This is a genomic window from Flavobacteriales bacterium (genome assembly GCA_016124845.1).
Taxonomy (GTDB): Bacteria; Bacteroidota; Bacteroidia; order UBA10329; family UBA10329; genus UBA10329.
This window is the reverse complement of the sequence record WGMW01000015.1, coordinates 75779-95686: the sequence shown is the minus strand read 5'-3', so window position 1 is coordinate 95686 and position 19908 is coordinate 75779. Positions and strand designations below refer to the sequence as shown.

The 19908-nt window shown below is 48.5% G+C and carries 16 protein-coding genes; 14 read left to right on the top strand and 2 right to left on the bottom strand.

The features are described 5' to 3' along the window. Positions 1-54: 54 nt before the first annotated feature. Both lpdA and GC178_07525 read left to right on the top strand, forming a co-directional pair. Positions 55-1458 (top strand): dihydrolipoyl dehydrogenase, encoded by a 1404-nt coding sequence (gene lpdA / locus GC178_07530; protein ID MBI1287418.1) that lies wholly within the window; start codon positions 55-57, stop codon positions 1456-1458. Positions 1459-1562: 104 nt separating this feature from the next. Beyond that, positions 1563-2573 carry a ferrochelatase gene (locus tag GC178_07525; GenBank protein MBI1287417.1) on the top strand — a complete coding sequence of 337 codons (1011 nt, stop codon included), beginning with the start codon at positions 1563-1565 and terminating at the stop codon, positions 2571-2573. Positions 2574-2624: 51 nt separating this feature from the next. Here GC178_07525 and GC178_07520 read toward each other — a convergent pair whose 3' ends face one another. Beyond that, a complete protein-coding gene (locus GC178_07520; GenBank protein MBI1287416.1) occupies positions 2625-4283 on the bottom strand; it encodes a T9SS type A sorting domain-containing protein in 1659 nt (552 codons plus the stop codon). Positions 4284-4470: 187 nt separating this feature from the next. Between GC178_07520 and GC178_07515 the strand changes: the two genes are divergently transcribed. From GC178_07515 to GC178_07465, 11 genes are all read left to right on the top strand, one after another. Next, positions 4471-5736, top strand: a complete 1266-nt coding sequence (locus tag GC178_07515) for an aminodeoxychorismate synthase component I (protein MBI1287415.1) — start codon at positions 4471-4473, stop codon at positions 5734-5736. Beyond that, positions 5726-7003 (top strand): tRNA lysidine(34) synthetase TilS, encoded by a 1278-nt coding sequence (gene tilS, locus GC178_07510; GenBank protein ID MBI1287414.1) that lies wholly within the window; start codon positions 5726-5728, stop codon positions 7001-7003. Before GC178_07515 ends, tilS begins: the two co-directional genes overlap by 11 nt. A 143-nt stretch (positions 7004-7146) precedes the next feature. Next, positions 7147-7722, top strand: a complete 576-nt coding sequence (locus GC178_07505) for a LemA family protein (GenBank protein MBI1287413.1) — start codon at positions 7147-7149, stop codon at positions 7720-7722. Between the two features lies 1 nt (position 7723). Next, complete coding sequence (locus GC178_07500) at positions 7724-8158, top strand: TPM domain-containing protein (protein ID MBI1287412.1); 435 nt, start codon at positions 7724-7726, stop codon at positions 8156-8158. Beyond that, positions 8155-8916, top strand: coding sequence for a TPM domain-containing protein (locus tag GC178_07495; GenBank protein ID MBI1287411.1), 762 nt, complete (start codon positions 8155-8157; stop codon positions 8914-8916). The genes GC178_07500 and GC178_07495 overlap by 4 nt, the downstream gene beginning before the upstream one ends. Before the next feature lie 104 nt (positions 8917-9020). Next, complete coding sequence (locus GC178_07490; GenBank protein ID MBI1287410.1) at positions 9021-9713, top strand: queuosine precursor transporter; 693 nt, start codon at positions 9021-9023, stop codon at positions 9711-9713. 469 nt (positions 9714-10182) lie between these two features. Continuing rightward, positions 10183-12192, top strand: coding sequence for a DUF255 domain-containing protein (locus tag GC178_07485; GenBank protein MBI1287409.1), 2010 nt, complete (start codon positions 10183-10185; stop codon positions 12190-12192). A 70-nt stretch (positions 12193-12262) separates the two neighbouring features. Continuing rightward, positions 12263-12898, top strand: a complete 636-nt coding sequence (locus tag GC178_07480; GenBank protein ID MBI1287408.1) for a response regulator — start codon at positions 12263-12265, stop codon at positions 12896-12898. A 146-nt stretch (positions 12899-13044) separates the two neighbouring features. Beyond that, positions 13045-14217, top strand: a complete 1173-nt coding sequence (locus GC178_07475) for a peptidase M75 (GenBank protein ID MBI1287407.1) — start codon at positions 13045-13047, stop codon at positions 14215-14217. Positions 14218-14278: 61 nt separating this feature from the next. Then, positions 14279-15640 carry a c-type cytochrome gene (locus GC178_07470; protein ID MBI1287406.1) on the top strand — a complete coding sequence of 454 codons (1362 nt, stop codon included), beginning with the start codon at positions 14279-14281 and terminating at the stop codon, positions 15638-15640. Then, positions 15640-16746 (top strand): hypothetical protein, encoded by a 1107-nt coding sequence (locus GC178_07465; protein ID MBI1287405.1) that lies wholly within the window; start codon positions 15640-15642, stop codon positions 16744-16746. The genes GC178_07470 and GC178_07465 overlap by 1 nt, the downstream gene beginning before the upstream one ends. A gap of 704 nt (positions 16747-17450) precedes the next feature. Here GC178_07465 and GC178_07460 read toward each other — a convergent pair. After that, positions 17451-17945, bottom strand: a complete 495-nt coding sequence (locus GC178_07460; GenBank protein ID MBI1287404.1) for a hypothetical protein — start codon at positions 17943-17945, stop codon at positions 17451-17453. 280 nt (positions 17946-18225) lie between these two features. On the opposite strand from GC178_07460, the gene GC178_07455 reads away from it, so the two are divergent. Continuing rightward, positions 18226-19764: a hypothetical protein gene (locus GC178_07455; GenBank protein MBI1287403.1), complete on the top strand. Its 1539-nt coding sequence runs from the start codon at positions 18226-18228 to the stop codon at positions 19762-19764. Positions 19765-19908 lie beyond the last annotated feature (144 nt).

Sequence of the window (19908 nt, the reverse complement as noted above, 5' to 3'; positions counted from 1 at the left end):
TTCACATCTTCGTAAGCAAAACCTACCTTTGCGGCCGTTCAAAAAAGAAGAGCTATGGCAAAGTATGATGTAACGATTATCGGTTCGGGCCCAGGTGGCTATGTGGCAGCCATCCGATGTGCGCAATTGGGTATGAAAACAGCCATTATTGAGAAGTATCCGACCCTTGGCGGAACGTGTCTCAACGTGGGTTGCATCCCGTCAAAGGCACTGCTCGATTCATCCGAGCATTTTCACAACGCCAAGCATACTTTCAAGACCCACGGCATAGACATCCCGGAACCGAAGGTCAACATCAAACAGATGATCGATCGCAAGGCTGATGTGGTGAAGCAGAATGTGGACGGCATCAGTTTTCTGATGAAGAAGAACAAGATCGAGGTGTATGAAGGCGTGGGAAGTTTCGAGACCAAGAACAAGATCACGGTGACCAAAGCCGATGGCAAGACAGAAAGCATTGACACCGACAAGGTGATCATTGCCACGGGTTCCAAGCCGTCATCATTGCCGTTCATCACCATTGATAAGAAGCGTGTGATCACCTCCACCGAAGCGTTGAACCTTACCGAAGTACCGAAGCACCTGATCGTGGTCGGTGGTGGCGTTATCGGCCTCGAATTGGGTTCGGTGTATGCCCGTTTGGGTGCCGAAGTTTCGGTGGTGGAATACATGGACAGCATCATCCCGACCATGGACAAGACCTTGGGCAAGGAGTTGCTGAAAGTGCTGAAGAAGGAAGGCATGAAGTTCTACCTGAGCCACAAGGTGAAGGAAGTTTCTGCCAAAGGCAAGACCGTAACGCTGAAGGCCGATGACGCTAAGGGCAAGGAGTTGGTGTTGGAAGGCGATTACTGCCTTGTTTCGGTGGGTCGTAAGCCATACACCGAAGGGCTTGGTTTGGATAAGATCGGTCTGAAAACCGATGACCGCGGCCGCATTGAAGTGGACAACCACCTACAGACAAAAGTGCCGGGCATTTACGCCATTGGCGATGTCATTAAAGGCGCGATGCTTGCACACAAAGCCGAGGAAGAAGGCGTTTTCGTTGCTGAGACCATGGCTGGTCAGAAACCGCATGTGGATTACAACCTGATTCCTGGCGTGGTTTACACGTGGCCAGAAGTTGCCGCTGTCGGTAAAACCGAAGAGCAACTGAAGGAAGAAGGTGTTGAATACAAAGTTGGTTCGTTCCCGATGCGCGCGTTGGGCCGTTCTCGCGCCAGTATGGACCTTGATGGATTGGTAAAGGTTCTTGCCGATAAGAACACCGATGAGATTTTGGGTGTACACATGATCGGAGCACGAGCTGCAGATATGATCGCGGAAGCGGTTGTTGCCATGGAATTCCGTGCGTCTGCTGAGGATGTTTCGCGCATCTCGCACGCTCACCCAACATATACAGAAGCCATTAAAGAAGCCTGTTTGGCTGCTACGGACAACCGTTCGTTGCACATGTGATCGGAACAAATGGTCCTGTCCACGGTTTCCTGTCAGTTATTGAGTTATTAGTTATTGGCATATGACGGTTTACTCAATAACCCAATAACCAAGAACCAGTCTCCATGAAGCCAGAAATAGGAGTTCTCCTCATGAATGTCGGAACGCCCGACTCACCCAAAGTGGGTGATGTTCGGAAGTACCTATCCGAGTTCCTCAATGACCCTCGTGTCATTGATATTCCTTGGTTGGCGCGGAAGATTCTGGTGAATGCCATCATCGTTCCTTTTCGCGCACCGAAATCGGCCAAGATCTATCAGCAGATGTGGACGCCTGAAGGTTCTCCGCTGCTCATTCACTCCGAGAATTTCAAGAATGGATTGCAGGCAGATCTTGGCGAGAAGTATCAAGTAGAGATAGCCATGCGTTACCAATCTCCTTCGGTGGAAGAAGGTTTGGAGAAGCTTCGCAAGAATAACCCGAAGAAGATCATTGTGGTGCCGATGTATCCGCAGTATGCGTCTTCATCTACGGGAACGTGCATTGAGGAAGTGATGCGCATCGCCTCCAAATGGTGGGTTATTCCAGAAATGGTTTTTGTGAGCCAGTTCTATGAATTGGATGGATACATTGATGGTTTCGTGAAACGCGCCAAGCAGTTCGACCTCGATTCATACGATCATATTCTGTTCAGTTATCACGGGCTTCCAATCCGACAGTTGGATAAGGTTTATGACGAAGGCCTGTGCGATGACCGCAATTGCGAGCATGGCGTAACGGGCGAAAACCAGTATTGCTACAAGGCCGCGTGCTATGAGTCTACCAAGCGAATTGCTGAGAAACTGGGGCTATCGGAAGACAGATATACAACCTCATTCCAATCCCGTTTGGATGATAAGTGGATCAAGCCTTATTCAGACAAAGTAGTAGCTGAAAAAGCAAAAGGCGGTGCCAAGCGCATGCTCATCTTCTCCCCTGCTTTTGTGGCCGATTGCCTCGAAACACTGATTGAGATCGGTCATGAGTACGATGAGATTTTCAAGGAGCACGGAGGCGAGAAGGTCGATCTGGTTCCAAGCTTGAATGACGACCCAGATTGGGTTGCTTTCTTCGCAAACTACATCCGCACCAAATAAAAAAAGGGAGAACCGAAGTCCTCCCCCATTTACAGCTGCCACCGAGGTGGATTATTTCAGCATTACTCGTTTGCTGAATTTCTTTGTCGAATTTGACAGGTTAATAATATAAATTCCTTGGGAAAGATCTCGTGTTGCAAGATTGACCTTGTTCATACCTTCATAAGCAACACCTGCATGATCCAATACCAAACGTCCACTTCCATCAAACAACTGGATAACGAAATCCTCACCATCAACGGCCGTGAACTGAACCACCACGGATGTATGATCGACATCATACGCATTCACAAAATCGAACTCATTGGCATTCTCACCGCAGGTAACCGCGATGACCTCCGAGTAAGATGATTTTCCTGAAAAATCCGTGTCCTTCAAACGGTAATAGGAAGTCCCACCATTGGCATCCATGTCGGTCACATGATAATTCAGCGGTTCGTTGCTGTTACCGGCACCATCCACAACATCTACCTTCTCGAAATCCGTTCCGTTACTACTGCGTTCCAGCGTAAAGAAATCGTTGTTCGTCTCTGTCCAAGTTGTCCAACTCACTTCCACTTCACCGTTCATACAAGTTCCCGCAAAACGGGTGATCTCGATCGGAAGCGGATCACTGTTATCTACAAGTGTCCAAACCGGATACATGTCCTCTGTCCAAGTACCCGCATCCTGCGCGATCTGTATAGTTGTTTTGTTCGTAGATGTATTGGTAATGGCAGATGGCACACCATAGAGCCAATCGCCCCATTTGTCTAACGTATGATTATAACGCTGTGGCACAAGATTGGCCTCTGTAATGTGGTTTGGAGAAGCAATCTCTGAATCCAGATACTTGAACACATATTCCATTCGAGGCTTAACCGTATAACCGCCTTGTCCTTCACCGATGTTTTCAGCATCAATGATCCAGAATCGGTCAACGGTCCAGTAGTGTGCCGCTTGAATGTAATCATCAGTAAGGTTATTTACGGTATAAGGAAGATCCGTCCATTGAGATGGAAGTGGATTGACCGTAATGTTTGTTCCAGTAAATGAGTTTTGAGGATCCGTTTCGTAGGTAGAGAAGGTCTTGTACATGGATGTTGGACCTCCGGCCGTTGTAATGTTGTATCCGAAAGAAAGGTCTGCCGGACTGGCCACATCTGTACCGAATGGAATGGTGTAATTACCTGTGTTCGTTCCGATCTTCCAACGGAGCACACCATAACCACCTTCCGCTGGGCCGGTCTCAGAAATGATCTTGCCCGTACCTGTAATGGCCGCAGTGGCCGAGTTCTCAATATTCAAGGTATTGGTGTTCAGCCGAAGGCTCTTGCCGGTCAAGGTCAGAACGTCATATACGTTGGCATCAACCCCGTTCAAGGTCTTATGGTCGCTACCTTTTACTGTAAGGTCATGAAAATCGGTAAGTTGGCTACCGGTAATGTCTTGGGCCGCACCGTCAAGTTCAACCACTCCGTCATTGGTATCAAAAACACCTCCGGCATCATTGTTTTCCCAGTCACCTTCCACCTGCATGGTGCCAGCGTTGGTAACGCCTCCGCCACTTTGGTTCGTAAACCCACCATTATCAATGTTGAGGTAGGTGCCAGCGGCAATGTTCATCTTGGCTCCATTGTTGACCACGCCCTGCGCATTTGCATCAATGGTTCCCAAAACCAATGCGGTCGTCAGCAGGAATCCGAACTCAGCGTAGATAAACTTCTTCATTTAAGTCGTGTTTTCAATTTCCGTTTCAAAACTACTTGAAGCGAACCTTAAAGCTAATGCTTTTGCTTTGTAAAGGTCGCTAAAATTCCATTCTCAATTAATTTTCAACCTTGAAGTGCAGCCTTCAAACAGACATATTTACGTCAACTGACGTGCTGCGTTGTGTCGTTTATCGAAATTTGCAACCATGGCCTGGACTGACAGAATACTGCGGAAATTGGACGGAGATGAGCAGCCGAATCGAGTTCCGAGGTACTCCGAATTTCAAATATGCCTTGATTGGCAAGGCGAACTGTCGATCGGTTCAAACAAAGACTCGCTTAAGTTCTCAAGACTTGTTTGCAATGGAAGCCACTCAGAAATAACAGGTCACAATAAAGAAGACATCGTAAAGCTGAGAGCCTGGTTATCGAAACAGAATGACCTTATTGTAGGCTACTTCAGCTATGACACCAAGAACGTGTTGGAGGATGTGACAAGCAGAAATACTGATGTCATCAGGTTTCCAATGTTTCATTTTTTCGTTCCTGACGAGGTTTTTCTATTGACAGAAGACGGTTGGATGAACTATTCACATTCCAATTCCAAATGTGAGACCGAACGTCAAAACAAACCTGCTTGTCTTGGAAACGAGATGCGGCCGATCTCCAAAGAAATGTACTGCCACCAGATAGAGAACCTTCAGCAGCACATTCAGTTCGGAGATATTTACGAAGTGAATTACTGCGTGCAGCACGGATTTGAGAACACGGTTGTGGAACCGTATCGCTTGTATCAGGAACTTCAGGAAAATTCTCCCGCTCCATTCTCGTGCTACGTTGCCGACAACGGTAACTATCTGATTAGTTCGAGCCCTGAGCGTTTTATGAAGAAAGATGGGAATCGCATCGTTTCACAACCGATGAAAGGCACCAACCGAAGAACTTCCGACAATGAGAAACAGAAAGAGGAACTTCGGAACAATGCCAAGGAGATGGCTGAGAACGTAATGATCACCGACCTTGTACGCAATGATCTTTCGCGAAGCGCAAAAAAAGGAACCGTGAAGGTGGACGAACTCTGTGGCGTGTATTCGTTTGAACATGTGAACACGATGATCTCAACGGTTTCGGCTGAGTTGCGCGAAGATGTTCACCCGCTGGATGCATTGCTCAATGCGTTTCCGATGGGTTCGATGACGGGCGCACCGAAGATCCGCGCCATGGAACTTATCGATCAGTTTGAGGATTTTTCGCGCGGACTGTATTCGGGCGCGGTCGGTTATTTCACACCCGATCTGGATTTCGACTTCAACGTGGTCATCCGCAGCATTCTTTACAACGAGGAAAAGAAGGTGGTGACGTTTCCAACAGGCGGTGCCATTACCATTCAGTCCGACCCCGAAAAGGAATACGAAGAATGCATGTTGAAAGCCGAGGCCATGCGAAACGTGCTGCTCAACCATGCAAAATAGATTCTCCGAATCGATGCAGAAATTTGGTTTCCCGAATAGCGGAAACCCGATTCTGGTGGGCGTAAGCGGTGGTGTGGATTCGATGGTTTTGGCCTCCATGCTGTTGGAAAACGGTTACGCCATTGCCGTGGCGCATTGCAATTATCAGTTGCGTGGCGAGGCTTCAGATGCGGATGAGACCTTGGTAAAAAATTGGTGCGCGCAGAGAAATGTCCCATTCCATTCCAAACGAATTGAAACCCAGAAACTGGCAGAGGAATCCAAGGCATCCATTCAGATGGTGGCGCGGGAAGAACGCTACCGTTTTTTCCAGAAATTGACGGATGAGTACGGTTACGCGGCCACGGCTTTGGCGCATCATGCCAACGACCGCGTGGAATCGTTGATCCTGAACGTGTTGCGCGGCACGGGTTTCCGTGGATTGCAAGGCATGCCGTCCAAACGTGTCGGTTACATCCGTCCGTTGCTTGGATTGACGAAGGATGAGATCCGCGATTATGCTAAGGAGAAAGGAGTTCCGTTCCGAGAAGATGCCTCGAACGCCCAAACCTATTATCAGCGCAATTGGGTGCGGCTGCGATTGCTTCCCATGCTTGCGGCAAAGGATGAAACGGCTTTCAGCAAGTTGCTGCAACTCTGCGAACGGGCGGAGAATCAACTTCCGAACTACGAACGGTGGGTTCAAATGAACCTTTCGGAATTGGAATCGGACAACGGAATTTCCATCCACAAGCTGAAAGAATCCAATGCGCCTTTCACATTACTGAAGGAACTGTTGGAGCCAAATGGTTTTTCGTCCGATCAGGTGTTTGAGGTTTTGGATATTCTCAATTCAATGTCGGGTAGTGAGGTTTGTTCCGATACGCATCGTGTACTGAAAGACCGCGAAACGCTGATCATTTCGGAGCTCAACACACACGAAAACCCACCAAAACTTCAGTTCGAGGTTCTGGACAGAAGCGAAGTCAAATCGCTGAATACCGAACCGAATGTGGCGTTGATCGATGCAGCAACCATCAAACAGGAAAACTTTAAACTTCGCCATTGGCAGCAGGGCGACCGCTTCAAACCGCTTGGCATGAAAGGGTGGAAACTGCTGAGCGATTTTTTCATTGATGAAAAACTTTCCGTTACGGAGAAAGGAAATGTTTGGCTCCTCACCCATCGAAACGAAATTGTCTGGGTGGTTGGAATGCGATTGGACGACCGATTTAAGGTCACTGATTCAACACAAAAAATTCTCCGTGTCCACATTTCCGATACGTAGAGACGCGATTCATCGCGTCTCAAAATGACCAGACCGCATCTGACCAGACGCGATGAATCGCGTCTCTACCAACACCAAATCCATCACAGATTCTGAACAAAGGTCGAACAGCTTAGTTACATTTGCCTAAACATCAACTGAAAATGAAACGACTATTCTATTTATTTCTGATTGCGGGCGCGATGAGTTTGCAAAGCTGTCAGTACAACTCCATGGTTGAAAAACAGGAGGCTGTCACCGCGCAATGGTCGCAGGTGGAGAACGTGTATCAGCGCAGAGCGGACCTTATTCCGAACCTCGTTGCCACCGTTAAAGGCTATGCCGACCACGAAGAAGGAACACTCACCGCTGTGGTGGAAGCCCGCGCCAAGGCCACCAGCGTGAATATCGACCCATCCAAACTGGATGCCAGCAGCATTCAGAAGTTTCAGCAGGCACAGGATGGACTGACCTCCGCGCTATCGAAGCTGATGGTGGTTGTGGAAAAATATCCTGACCTGAAGGCAAATCAGAACTTCTTGGAACTTCAGGCGCAGCTGGAAGGAACCGAAAACCGCATTGCCGTGGAGCGCAAGAAGTTCAATGAAGCGGCTCAGGAATACAACACCTACATCCGCAAGTTTCCGAACAACATGATTGCTGGCATGTTCGATTTCGAGAAAATGGACTACTTCGAAGCCAAAGAAGGAGCTGACGAAGCACCAAAAGTGGAATTCTGATTTGAAGGCTTCCGAATACTTTACCGAAGCACGACTGACCGCCATCGGCAGCGCCATCAAAGCAGCCGAGAAAGCGACATCGGGCGAAATACGCCTGTATGTGGAAGACAGATGCAAGGAAGATGTGCTCGACCGCGCGGCTTTCCTGTTCGGTGAACTCGAAATGCACAAGACCGAACTCCGAAATGGCGTGCTGTTCTACCTCGCCATGCAGGATCGGAAATTCGCCATTCTGGGAGATGGCGGCATCAACGCCAAAGTGGAAAAGGATTTCTGGGATGGAATAAAGGCTGAGATGCTCAATTCCTTCAAGCAAGGAGAATTCGCCCAAGGTTTGGAAAAAGGAATTCTGATGGCGGGAAAAGCATTGGCCGAACATTTTCCTTATCAGGATGATGACGTGAACGAACTACCCGATGACATCATTGTGAAATGAGAAATCTGTTGTTCATATGGCTGTTGGCGGTTCCGTTCGTTTCGTTCGCGCAGGATTTTCCTGAAAAACCCGACCGACTTGTAAACGATTACGCTGGAGCGCTTTCCAGTTCTGAGGAAAACGCGCTGGAGACAAAACTGGTCACTTTGGATAACGAGACCTCCATTCAGATCGCGGTCGTTATCCTTAAAACGTTGGACGGTTATCCGATCGATGATTACACCGTTACACTTTTCAATAAATGGAAAGTAGGAGATGCAAAGTATGACAATGGCGTCATGATCCTCATGTCCTACAAGGAGCACAAACTGTGGATCACTTCAGGATATGGCGTTGAAGGCAGTCTGCCTGATGCGATCATCAAGCGGATCATCGAGAATGAGATCGTTCCTCGCTTTAAGCAAGGAGATTATTCTGGTGGACTGGACGCAGGTGTAGACGCGATCATTCAGGCCACACGAGGCGAATATGAAGGGAAAGGCCATGGTGGGAAGCAAGAGGCTCCCGTAGGAAGTTTTTTCATCATCCTGGCCATCTTTGGCATTATCTGGTTTTTCAAAGCCATGCAGGTCAGACGGTACGCTCGCCTCAATAACATGGGTTTTTGGGCAGCTTGGATGCTGCTCAATGCCTCGAGGAGAAGCCATGGGGGCTCGTGGTCAAACTTCTCTGGTGGCGGTGGCTTTGGAGGCGGTGGCGGCTTCGGTGGTTTCGGTGGTGGAAGTTCTGGAGGCGGTGGCGCTGGCGGAAGCTGGTAGGTTACAAATGACATACGAATATGAAAAAGGTGAACTCACTCCCCTTTGGAGATGCCGAAGGTAGAGGGCTTCTGAGCAATAAATCCTCCGCGTAACTTCCCGAAATGCAACTTTCCGCTGAACACCAGAAAAAGGCCGAACGCATCTATTTGATCCTTGCGGGGATCTTCATCGCTTCGTTGGTCTCCTGCAATCTCATCTTCCAGAAGTTCTTCACATGGAGTCCATTCGGTTGGTACACGTTCGAGATCTCTGTCGGAATTCTGCCCTATCCAGTTACTTTTCTGGTTACCGATCTTATCTCCGAGATTTTCGGCAAGAAACGCGCTGACCGTGTGGTAATGGCGGGACTCTTTGCCAGCATTTTCGTGCTGGGTGTGGTCAGCTTGGCCGATATGGTCCCAGCAACTTCGTGGTCGCCCGTACAGAACGAAGAGTTCAGCAAGGTCTTCGGACTCACCTCTGTTTCCGTAGGTGCTTCCATGGCCGCGTACTTGGCAGCACAATACATCGACATCCGTCTGTATCATTTCTGGAAAAGGGTGACCAAAGGCGAACACCTGTGGGTTCGGAACAACTTCTCTACCATGACCTCGCAATTGGCAGACACGGCCTTGGTGGTCGGTCTGCTGTGCTCGGTCGGTGCCATCGACTGGAGCCGTTTTTGGGATCTGCTCATTGCGGGCTGGCTGTTCAAAGTAATAGTGGCTGCATTCGATACACCGTTCATGTATCTTGGCACGTGGGGAATTCGAAAACATCTGGGAATAACTGGCGTTGAAGAAATCGAATTCTGACCTTGGGTCGGTAGTGAGACAGATCACATTCCAACAGATCACAATTTTGTATCCTCGTACTCCGAAATTTGACGCAGACGGAAAGATGATGAGATCAATGATGATGACGGTGCTGATGGCATTGTCAATTTCCAGTTCCATTGCCCAGATATTCGACCCAGTAAAGTGGTCGTTCGAAGCGGAGCGTACCAGTGCGACTGAAGCTGAACTAATCTTTACCGCAGCCATTGAAGATACGTGGCATCTCTACTCGCAGCATTTGGACGAAGGCGGTCCCGTTGCCACATCTTTCACATTCACCGAACTGGAAACAGCGAAGTTGAAAGGCGAGGTTTCGGAAGACAAGGGACACACGGAAATGGATCCGAACTTCCAAATGGAAGTGAAATATTTTGAGAAGAAGGCCAAATTCGTTCAGAAAGTTGCGGTTGATGCTTCGACCACCACGATAAAAGGTGAGTTGGAATTCATGGTCTGCAATAATGAACGCTGTCTGCCACCGAGCTTGGAGGAATTTGAGTTCAAGATTCCTGAATCCAAACCGACAAACACACAAGAGATTGAACCCGTGCCAGCCGAAACAGAGCCGATCGAACAGGGTTCTGATGCGCCACAACTGCTTGAACCTGTAACATGGACATTCTCCAAGAAAGAACTTGGAGACGGAGAATATGAACTTCAGTTCAAAGCGTCCATTGAGGAGCATTGGCATGTCTATTCCATGCATCTGCCCGATGAAACGATGACGCTTCCAACGGAGTTCCAGTTCGATTCGTTGAAGGGAATTGAACTGGTTGGGGGAGTGACAGAACACGAACCGATCATTCAGTTTGACCCTGTGAATGAAGAAGAACTCGCTTGGTTCGAGAATGAGGTGACTTTCACACAAAAAGTGAAGCTGACTGAACCAAGTGGATCAGTGAAAGGTGCGGTCAATTTCATGGCCTGTGATGATAAACAATGCCTTGCACCCGAATGGGTGGAATTCGAGTTCAGTTTGCAGGATGCGTCCGCAGATGCTGCCTTTGATAAATCGTGGATCGGAATTTTCATCGCAGGTTTTCTTGGCGGATTTCTCGCATTGCTCACACCTTGCGTTTTCCCGATGATCCCGTTGACAGTTTCATTCTTCACCAAACGGAGTAAAGACCGCGCAAAGGGAATCAGCAACGCGATTCTTTATGGCCTGTTTATCATCTTCATTTATGTCGTACTTGGTTTTGCCGTAACGGTCACATTCGGTGCCGATGCGCTGAATGCGCTGAGTACCAACGTCTGGTTCAACCTGTTCTTCTTTGTGCTACTCGTGGTGTTCGCCATTTCATTCTTGGGAGCATTTGAGATCACGCTGCCCAGTTCGTGGGTCAACAAGGCCGATCAAGCATCAGACAAAGGCGGGCTCATCGGCATCTTCTTTATGGCGTTCACGCTTTCGTTGGTCTCATTCTCCTGCACAGGACCGATCATCGGAACTCTGCTTGTGGAAGCTGCGGTGAACGGTGGCGTCATGGGGCCGATCATGGGAATGACAGGCTTCTCCTTGGCGCTGGCGCTGCCTTTCGGGCTGTTTGCCGCGTTCCCAGGATGGCTGAATTCCATGCCGAAATCGGGCGGATGGCTGAACTCTGTGAAAGTGGTTCTTGGACTACTGGAATTGGCACTCGCGCTGAAGTTCCTCAGCAATGCCGATCTCGTTGTTCAGGCAGGTTTGCTGAAGCGCGAATTGTTTTTGGCACTTTGGATCGGCATTTTCGGAACACTTGCGCTTTATCTCTTCGGATTTATCCGCTTCCCGCACGATTCTCCATCCGATACCATTTCCATTCCGCGTTATCTGTTCGGGCTGGTGGTACTGGTTTTCACCATCTACCTTGTACCTGGACTTTGGGGCGCACCTTTGAAAATTATTAGCGGTTTCCCGCCTCCGAAATTTTACAGCGAAAGTCCGAACGGCTTTGGTGCCAGTTCATCCGTACCATCAACGGTTGCTCTTTCCGCCAAAGGCGATGTGATCGGTGAGCCAGAGCATTGCCCGCACGGATTGCCTTGTTTCCACGATTATGAAGAAGGGCTTGCTTACGCGAAAGAATCGGACAAACCGATCATGCTCGATTTTACGGGTTGGGCATGTGTCAATTGCAGAAAAATGGAGGAACAGGTTTGGAGCGACCCTGCCGTATTAAAGCGACTTCGGGAAGATTTCGTTCTTATTTCGCTGTATGTGGACGAGAAGCTTGAGCTTCCGAAAGAACAGCAGGTGGACGTGGAGATCGGTGGGAAGACCAAGAAGCTGAAAACCGTTGGCAACAAGTGGAGCTACATGCAGGCCGACCGTTTCGGCACCAACTCTCAACCGTACTATGTCATCCTTGATCACGGAGAGGAACAGCTTGGACCGCATGCCGCGTACGACCCCGACATTGAGAAATTCATCAACTGGCTGGATTCAGGCAAGAAAGCCTTCGAAGCAGGCAAATGATTCGCATCGGCCACTTGTTTTGTTGCCGAGTTCCCCGTTACTTTGCGCTTGTTTAGAATCTGTCTAAATAATGAGCGAGATACGTGTAGGAATAGCTGATGCCCACTTTGTGGTGAGAGAAGGCTTGAAGTACGTTTTCTCACATGATAAGCAGATAAAAGTGGCGGGCGAATGTGCCGATGGAAAGGACATTCCAAAGCTCCTGAAGGAAAAACTGGACGTGCTGGTCTTTGATTACGACCACGCGGATTACATCTCATTCGAGGATCTTCAGAAGGTTTTTCGCGTAGCTCCGGACACCAAGGTCTTGGTTATTTCCGCACACACAGACGCGACCACCATAAACCGCATCATCCGCCAACCTGTTAAAGGACTGCTTTCCAAAGAGTGCAGCGAAGCCGAGATTCTGGATGCGATACATGCCACAGCCAAAGGCGACAAGTTCTACTGCAACCGCATTTTGGATGTGGTCACCGAATCTGAAAAGGAGGGCGCAGGTCAGGATTGTTCCCCTACCTCGCTCTCGCAGCGCGAAATTGAAGTGGTGGAATACATCGCGCAAGGGTTGACCGCTGCCGAAGTGGCCGATAAGATGTGCCTGTCTGTTCACACCATCAACACGCATCGCAAGAACATCTTCAAGAAACTCGGTGTCAATTCCACCACCGAACTGGTGCGTTACGCGCTCAAAACTGCGCTCATCTGAACCGATACCCTATTCTGGGTATTCCTTTCAATTTACATCCAAAGCACTTTCTATACCTCATGTTGGGTATTGACACGAAACAGGTCCGCACCATACGTTTGCGGCACTATTTAAACCAATTCTAAATAAGACGTATGAAACACTTCCTGAAACCATCCATTCTGATAATCACCCTTGCTATGGCCATTGTCGGTTGTAAGAAAGACGATGATACCAATCCGCTGGCAGACCAAAAAGCACAGTTCATAGCCAACTACGCAGACATTGTACTTGCTGGCTACGAAGACAGCCACGCAAAGGCTGCGGAACTTCAAACAGCTGTCAACGATTTCTTGGCAGCACCTTCCGAAGCGGGTTTCACCGCAGCCAAGAACGCCTGGTTGGCCGCTCGCGAGCCTTACGGACAGACCGAAGCGTTCCGTTTTTCGGGTGGCCCGATCGATGATGAGGATGGCCCCGAAGGTGAATTGAACTCTTGGCCGCTGGATGAGAATTACATCGATTACGTGCAGGGCGCGCCCAACTCAGGCATCATCAACGACCCGATAAATTATCCGACCATCACAGCCGAAGTTCTTCGAACACTGAACGAGGTAGGTGGTGAAACCAACATCAGTCTGGGCTACCACGCCATCGAATTTCTGCTTTGGGGACAGGATCTGAGTGCCAGCTCTGCGGGCATGCGCCCATACACCGACTATGTGACAAGCGGTGGCACAGCCGACAATCAGGATAGACGCGGAGATTACCTCGCAGCCTGCGCACAATTACTGGAGGAAGACCTTTCCGGTCTGGTGGACGAGTGGCAGGCGGGTGGTTCCTACCGCACAACTTTTTTGGCCACGGACAATGATGTGGCGATTACGCATATTCTCACCGGACTGGGTACATTGAGTAAGAGTGAGTTGGCCGGAGAGCGCATGTTCACCGCGCTCGACAACCAGGATCAGGAAGATGAGCAGTCTTGCTTCTCTGACAACACCGACCGCGACATTGTAACAGATGCAATGGGAATTCACAATGTGATCCAAGGTACATACACGCGCACCGATGGAAGCGTGGTTTCGGGCTATTCGCTCATCCAATTGCTTGCCGAGAAAGATGCCACGCTGAGTGCTGAATTGGACGCGCTTTCGGATGATGTCATCGCCAAGGTGAACTTGATCTCCGACCCGTTTGATCAGGCCATTATGGCCGAAACGGCCGGTGGTAACGGACCGATCATGCAAGCGATCCGTGCCTTGCAGGACCAAGGCGACCTGATAACGGAAGCGGCAGATGCACTCGGACTGACCGTAAGCACAACGCTGCCCGAATAAATGACACTTTTACAGACCAATTTCAACTGAATTGAAACGGACATTACTCCTCCTTTCGGTCATCGGACTCTTCTCGTCCTGCCGCCCAGACGAAGAAAGCTTTTGGGAATACCTCGATGAGAAAGAGGAACTCTCTGGAGGCGAAGCATCGGTTTACGATGCTTCGCCTTTGGCGTTCTCCAAACCCATACCCGGATTGAGCAATTCCGACCAGCTGCTGTTTGCGGTCGGCAACTCATTTTTCCGTTCCAATTGGGTGGTGGCACCTTCCAGCACCACCGCACGCGATGGTATGGGACCGCTTTTCAATGCACGTTCCTGTTCTGGATGTCACTTCCAAGATGGCCGCGGTCGCGCACCGGAATACACAGGCGAACTTTCCTCCGGTCTCCTCATCCGCTTGAGTGTTGCGGGCGTTGGGCCGCATGGCGAACCGCTGCCGCACCCGACCTACGGAGGCCAGCTACAGGATCAATCCATCCCCAACGTTACCACCGAAGGAAACTTCAGCATCTCCTATACTGAGGTTTCCGGTCAGTTTGCCGATGGCACTTCCTACTCGCTACGGAAACCCGATTACTTCCTTGATCTTTCAGGTTATGGTGATGGTTCAGGCGTGCTGTTCTCGCCACGCGTGGCCAACCAGATAATCGGCCTTGGCCTGTTGGAAGCCCTTTCAGAATCCACTATTCTGGAACGGGTCGATGAGATGGATGCCAACGGAGATGGCATTTCGGGCCGTGCCAATTATGTGTGGGATCAGATCGGTCAAACCAACGAGATTGGCCGTTTCGGCTGGAAAGCCAATCAACCGACCTTGTTGCAGCAATCGGCCGGGGCATTCCATGGCGACATGGGAATCACGTCCTTCATGTTTCCAAGCGAGAACTGTAGCGCAATGGAATTCGATTGCCAAAATGCACCCAATGGCGGCACCCCCGAAATTGAAGATGACGACCTCTACAAGGTGGAACTTTATTCCTCGACATTGGCCGTTCCAACCCGAAGGAATTACAAGGCCGAGAACGTGCTTCGAGGCAAAGAGGTCTTCTTCCAAATAGGTTGCGAGAACTGCCATCGCTCCAAAATGGTGACGGGAAACCACCCGAAGGTGCCAGCACTTTCCAGTCAGACCATTTTCCCGTACACCGACATGCTACTGCACGATATGGGCGATGATCTGGCCGATGGCCGCCCTGATTTTCTGGCAAGTGGAAACGAATGGCGAACCCCTCCGCTTTGGGGCATCGGCCTGTTCCAAACCGTGAACAACCACACGAATTACCTACACGATGGCCGCGCCCGGAACATCGAAGAAGCTGTGCTGTGGCACGGGGGCGAGGCCGAATCATCGCGCGAGCAATACAAACAGCTTTCCTCCACGCAACGTCAGGAACTTCTTGACTTTCTAAACTCACTCTGATGAAACGAATCCTACCCGTTCTGTTCATTCTCTCCATGCTGCTCAACGTGTGCAACGTGGCAGATGAAGACCCGTTCGACCGAAAACTGCTCATGTCGCAGCTGACTGAAAAGGTCATTCTGCCACGCCACCAACAATTGCAGGATACGGCCAACGCATTCTACCAATCTGTTCAGAATTTTCATGCGCAGCCAACGCTTACCAATTTCCAGCAAGTGCGGTCGAAGTGGCTTTCGGCAAAGCAGGCATACAAGCATACTTCGGTGTTCAATTTTGGGCAGATTGCCGAATCGGTCGTTCACAATAAGATGAACAAATGGCCATGCAACACCGATTTTATCGATGGGTTCTTGGCCGATACCGTCACACTTGATCAAGTGTATGTGGATAGCAAAGGTTCCACCTCCAAAGGATTGGCCGCCATGGAATATTTGCTTTTTGATCCCGCACGGGCGGAAAGCGATATGCTGAATGATTTTACCATGGCAACCGATGCCCAGCGCAGGCTCGATCTGTTGCTCGCTTACGCGGAAGACCTCTATTTCAAAGCATATTTCCTCAATGATCTTTGGCTCCCAAGCGGAGATGATTACGCCAACTTTTTGGCCACCACCGAACCCACAAATGGAATTGGAAGTCCTGTAGAGATGCTGCTGAATGAAATGATCGCGCAGACCGAACGCATCGTTCATACCGAACTGGGTGCTCCGCTTGGCGCGGAAGGTTCGGGTGTTGCCAATGTCGAACTGGCCGAAGCATTCCGAAGCCAGCGGTCGTTGCAATGCGTGCGCGAGGGCGTGGCCTCACTTCGCGAAACGTTTGTGGGAAATGTGGAGAATGGCGCAGGAAGTTCATCAGCCTCCTTGGAGAATCACCTCATTTACAACGATGCTGCGGAGGCCGCGCAGAACATCAAAAACGGCTTGGACAATACACTTCAACTTATCGATGCCTTCAACGGAACGCTGGAAGATGGCATCACCTCCCAGCCGCAGCAGTTGGAAGCCATCCGCACAGAACTCCAAACCGTATTGGGCCTGCTGAAAGTAGATGCCATTTACGCGCTTTCCGCCACACTTACCTTCAATGAGAATGATGGGGATTGATTGGACGGTTGCCCTTCGATTTCTGACAAGAGATCTTCAAGGTTTCCACAACCTTGAGGGTCTTATGGTATCAACTGCCTTACTATCACAAGCATTTGATTTCGCAGGTGTCTCTACTCCAATATTCCGGTTAATTCATTCCCCAGGAGTTCTCCACCGTTCAAATACACCGTAATTGTACCTGCCAGCAGTAGCAGCGTTAAAGGTGTCAGAACAACTATTAGGTAAAGTAGAGCTTTATTCAATTTTACTCCCTCGTACCTTTCCAATAACCGGAATATTCGTTCGTATTTAATGTATACCAGATAAACAGATGACAGGATAAAAGCCATGAGTCCGAATACAAGAATCATTATTGTAGACTTTTCATATTCTATTTGTCCATCTAATAATTTCTTGTCGATGAATATTTTAATTGGTAACAGAATCACAAATGACAGGAAGAAGTAAACCACACTGATGTAAATTGTAATACTGTACTTCGGTAAATCATTCTTTCGCCTATATTCCTCGAAAAGTTTTGCAAAAATTAGATTCATACAATTTTGGGCTTCCTTGAATACTTACTGCGGTTTCCGCTAAAGATAATGCGTTAGAAACTGCCGTCCTTTCGCCATGCACGGACAGCGCAGAACAGAACTGAGACCGACTGACGCACCGTCACAAGCATTTGATTTTAGCGGGTGTTGTAAGCAGGTTTTCTTTTATTTCCAGAATTGCCACCATGACTTTGGCTCAATTGGCTTGACCTCCTCATCAATTTTCCAAAAGTCTTGGTCGAAAGGTTGCTTAATGCTATTCTCAGCGAGTTTGTGTCCATACGGATAGATGCCGTCCTCAAGTCCATTTTGAATTCGCTTGATCATTCGTTGCGCAGGCCAGCATGTCGTTCCGTCTCCCAGTTTCACCGCGATGTTTATTTCTCCCATCGGGTCTTTGTCGTCCGTTACCCACTTTGACTTAGGTACGTTTTTAATGAGTGTTTCGCCAACGTAAGCCGACAGGGAAAAAATTATTCCTCCGTAATTCTTGGAAAGTCGTCCACCTTTAACTGGCTGTCCGTCCTTCGTATGCCGCTGAATAAAGCGGTCAATTTCTAAGAGGCTTTCTATTGAGTAGTCCAGTTCATAACCGTCTGCTTCAAAAGCTCTTACAGCCCACTTCGATTGCTGTTTAATGTCTTGTATCAGTGTCCCCATTTTAACTTGCTTACAACTACTGGCTAAAGATACCATTATCGTTATCCAACGCTGTCTTACATTCGTTAATGAACTGAAGTACAATCAATTACACGAACAACAAGGCAGAACCCATAAGCAGTTTGCTACTTTCGTACTAATGGGTGGAAGCGGGTGGGTGACCGAAAGAGTGAAGTGAGGGGTTTGAAGATACTTTTCGATGAAATTGAGTTCATGACATTGAACTTATGTTTATGTTGCAGACAATAGGACAAGTTTGAAACAATTCCAATAAACCAATATGAAACAACAGATTTCACTTTTAGCTTTTCTGCTATCGATTGCCGGCACTACTGACCTTATGGCTCAGAGAGTTCTTGCAGAAGTATCAGGTGTCAAAGTAACGGCAACAGATGTTAAGCCTCGCGAAGCCAAGGAGACCGTGTTCAATATCAGTGACTTAAACAGTTCATCGTTTAACATTTACATTAAATCGGATACAGATTCGAAGGTAGAGACGTACGATGGCAACCTTAAACTGACGAATTCTGAATCGGTTAAACTTGGAACGTCCAAATCTGAAGAACGAAAAGACGCTGACTACTTTCGATACTTGAGTGTTAATGGTCAGAAGTATGCACTGAGTATATATGTAGACAATGGAGAGAACATTTTTACAATTGCCGAAGTGGGAAATGATGGATTGAACAAGTCTGAACCAACTGAATTTCTCAGACTCCCAAAAGAGAATGCATTCAAAGATTTCAAGTACCAAAGGCCTAGCATTCTCATTTCTGATAATGGGTCTTATGCCTTGCTGGCTATGAAATTGCCAGAACCTGATAATTCCGACCCAGCTGTTTTTACCCATCAGTACGTGATGTTTGGGCCAGATATGCAAGTGGTTTGGAACAGGCAGATGAAATATGATCATTCTGAAGGCATTCAAAGGTTAGAGAATGAAATTCCGCTGAATGACGGGGCCATGCTTTCTTTGACAAGAATAGATAAAGGGCGAGGATTCGGAGAAGAACAACGGTTTGAACAACGATTATATCATATTAATGCCGAAAGAATTGAGAAGACGGGATTTCCATCATCGGGGAAAGTTCTGCTTGCACTTGCCGAAAATCAAGAACGGGGAATATTGGCCATCTGCACATATGGCCTTCGGTCTTCAGAGGGTTTACTGATTGTCGATTGGAATCTCGAGCAGGAGCCAAACGTTAAAAAAGTTGCATACGGAATTGACCATTTGACAAAAAAGGTTGTCGAATCAAAGGCAAAAAAACTGAACAAGGACAATGAGAAAGGGAAGCCGCTGGTAATCGATGAACTGAAAATCCGCGGGGTAAAAAAACTACCTGATGGAAGATTGATCATACATGGCCAAGAGCGGTGGTTAGCAGATGATTTCAATGCTGGACCAATTCACTTTTTCTGCTTGGACAAGGACATGAACATGGTCTGGAGTCAAGTAATCCCTGTAAGACAGATTCATGGAGGCACGGATGAGGGATTGGGGTATTTCCTCCAAGTTATTGGAGATGACGTTTATGTTGTCTTCAATGATAACTACAAGAACGTATCCTGGGATGAAAAATCCTCCGATCCGAGTGTATTCTCTGGACCAGACAATCCTGTGGTATTGGTTCATTTTGACATCAATGACCCCGAAGGAACTTATTCACGGAAACAACTTTGGGACTCTAAAGATGTTGGAGGAATGTTCTCTCTATCAAAGTACTTTCACAACGATAACGATCATTTTGGAGTGGCTTACATTCAAGGCGGACACCTAAAGGAATGCCTAATTAAGATTGAATTTGGCGTGAATTAGATAATATTGGAGGGTGCAATCAGCATTTCCAAAACTCATACATCCGATGCTAACGTGCGCCTGAAGGGTCTAGGTCAGGAGTTATGCTGTCCGTTGCATGGAGAGAAGGATGTAGTTGCCTAACGTACATCTTACGCAGAAACC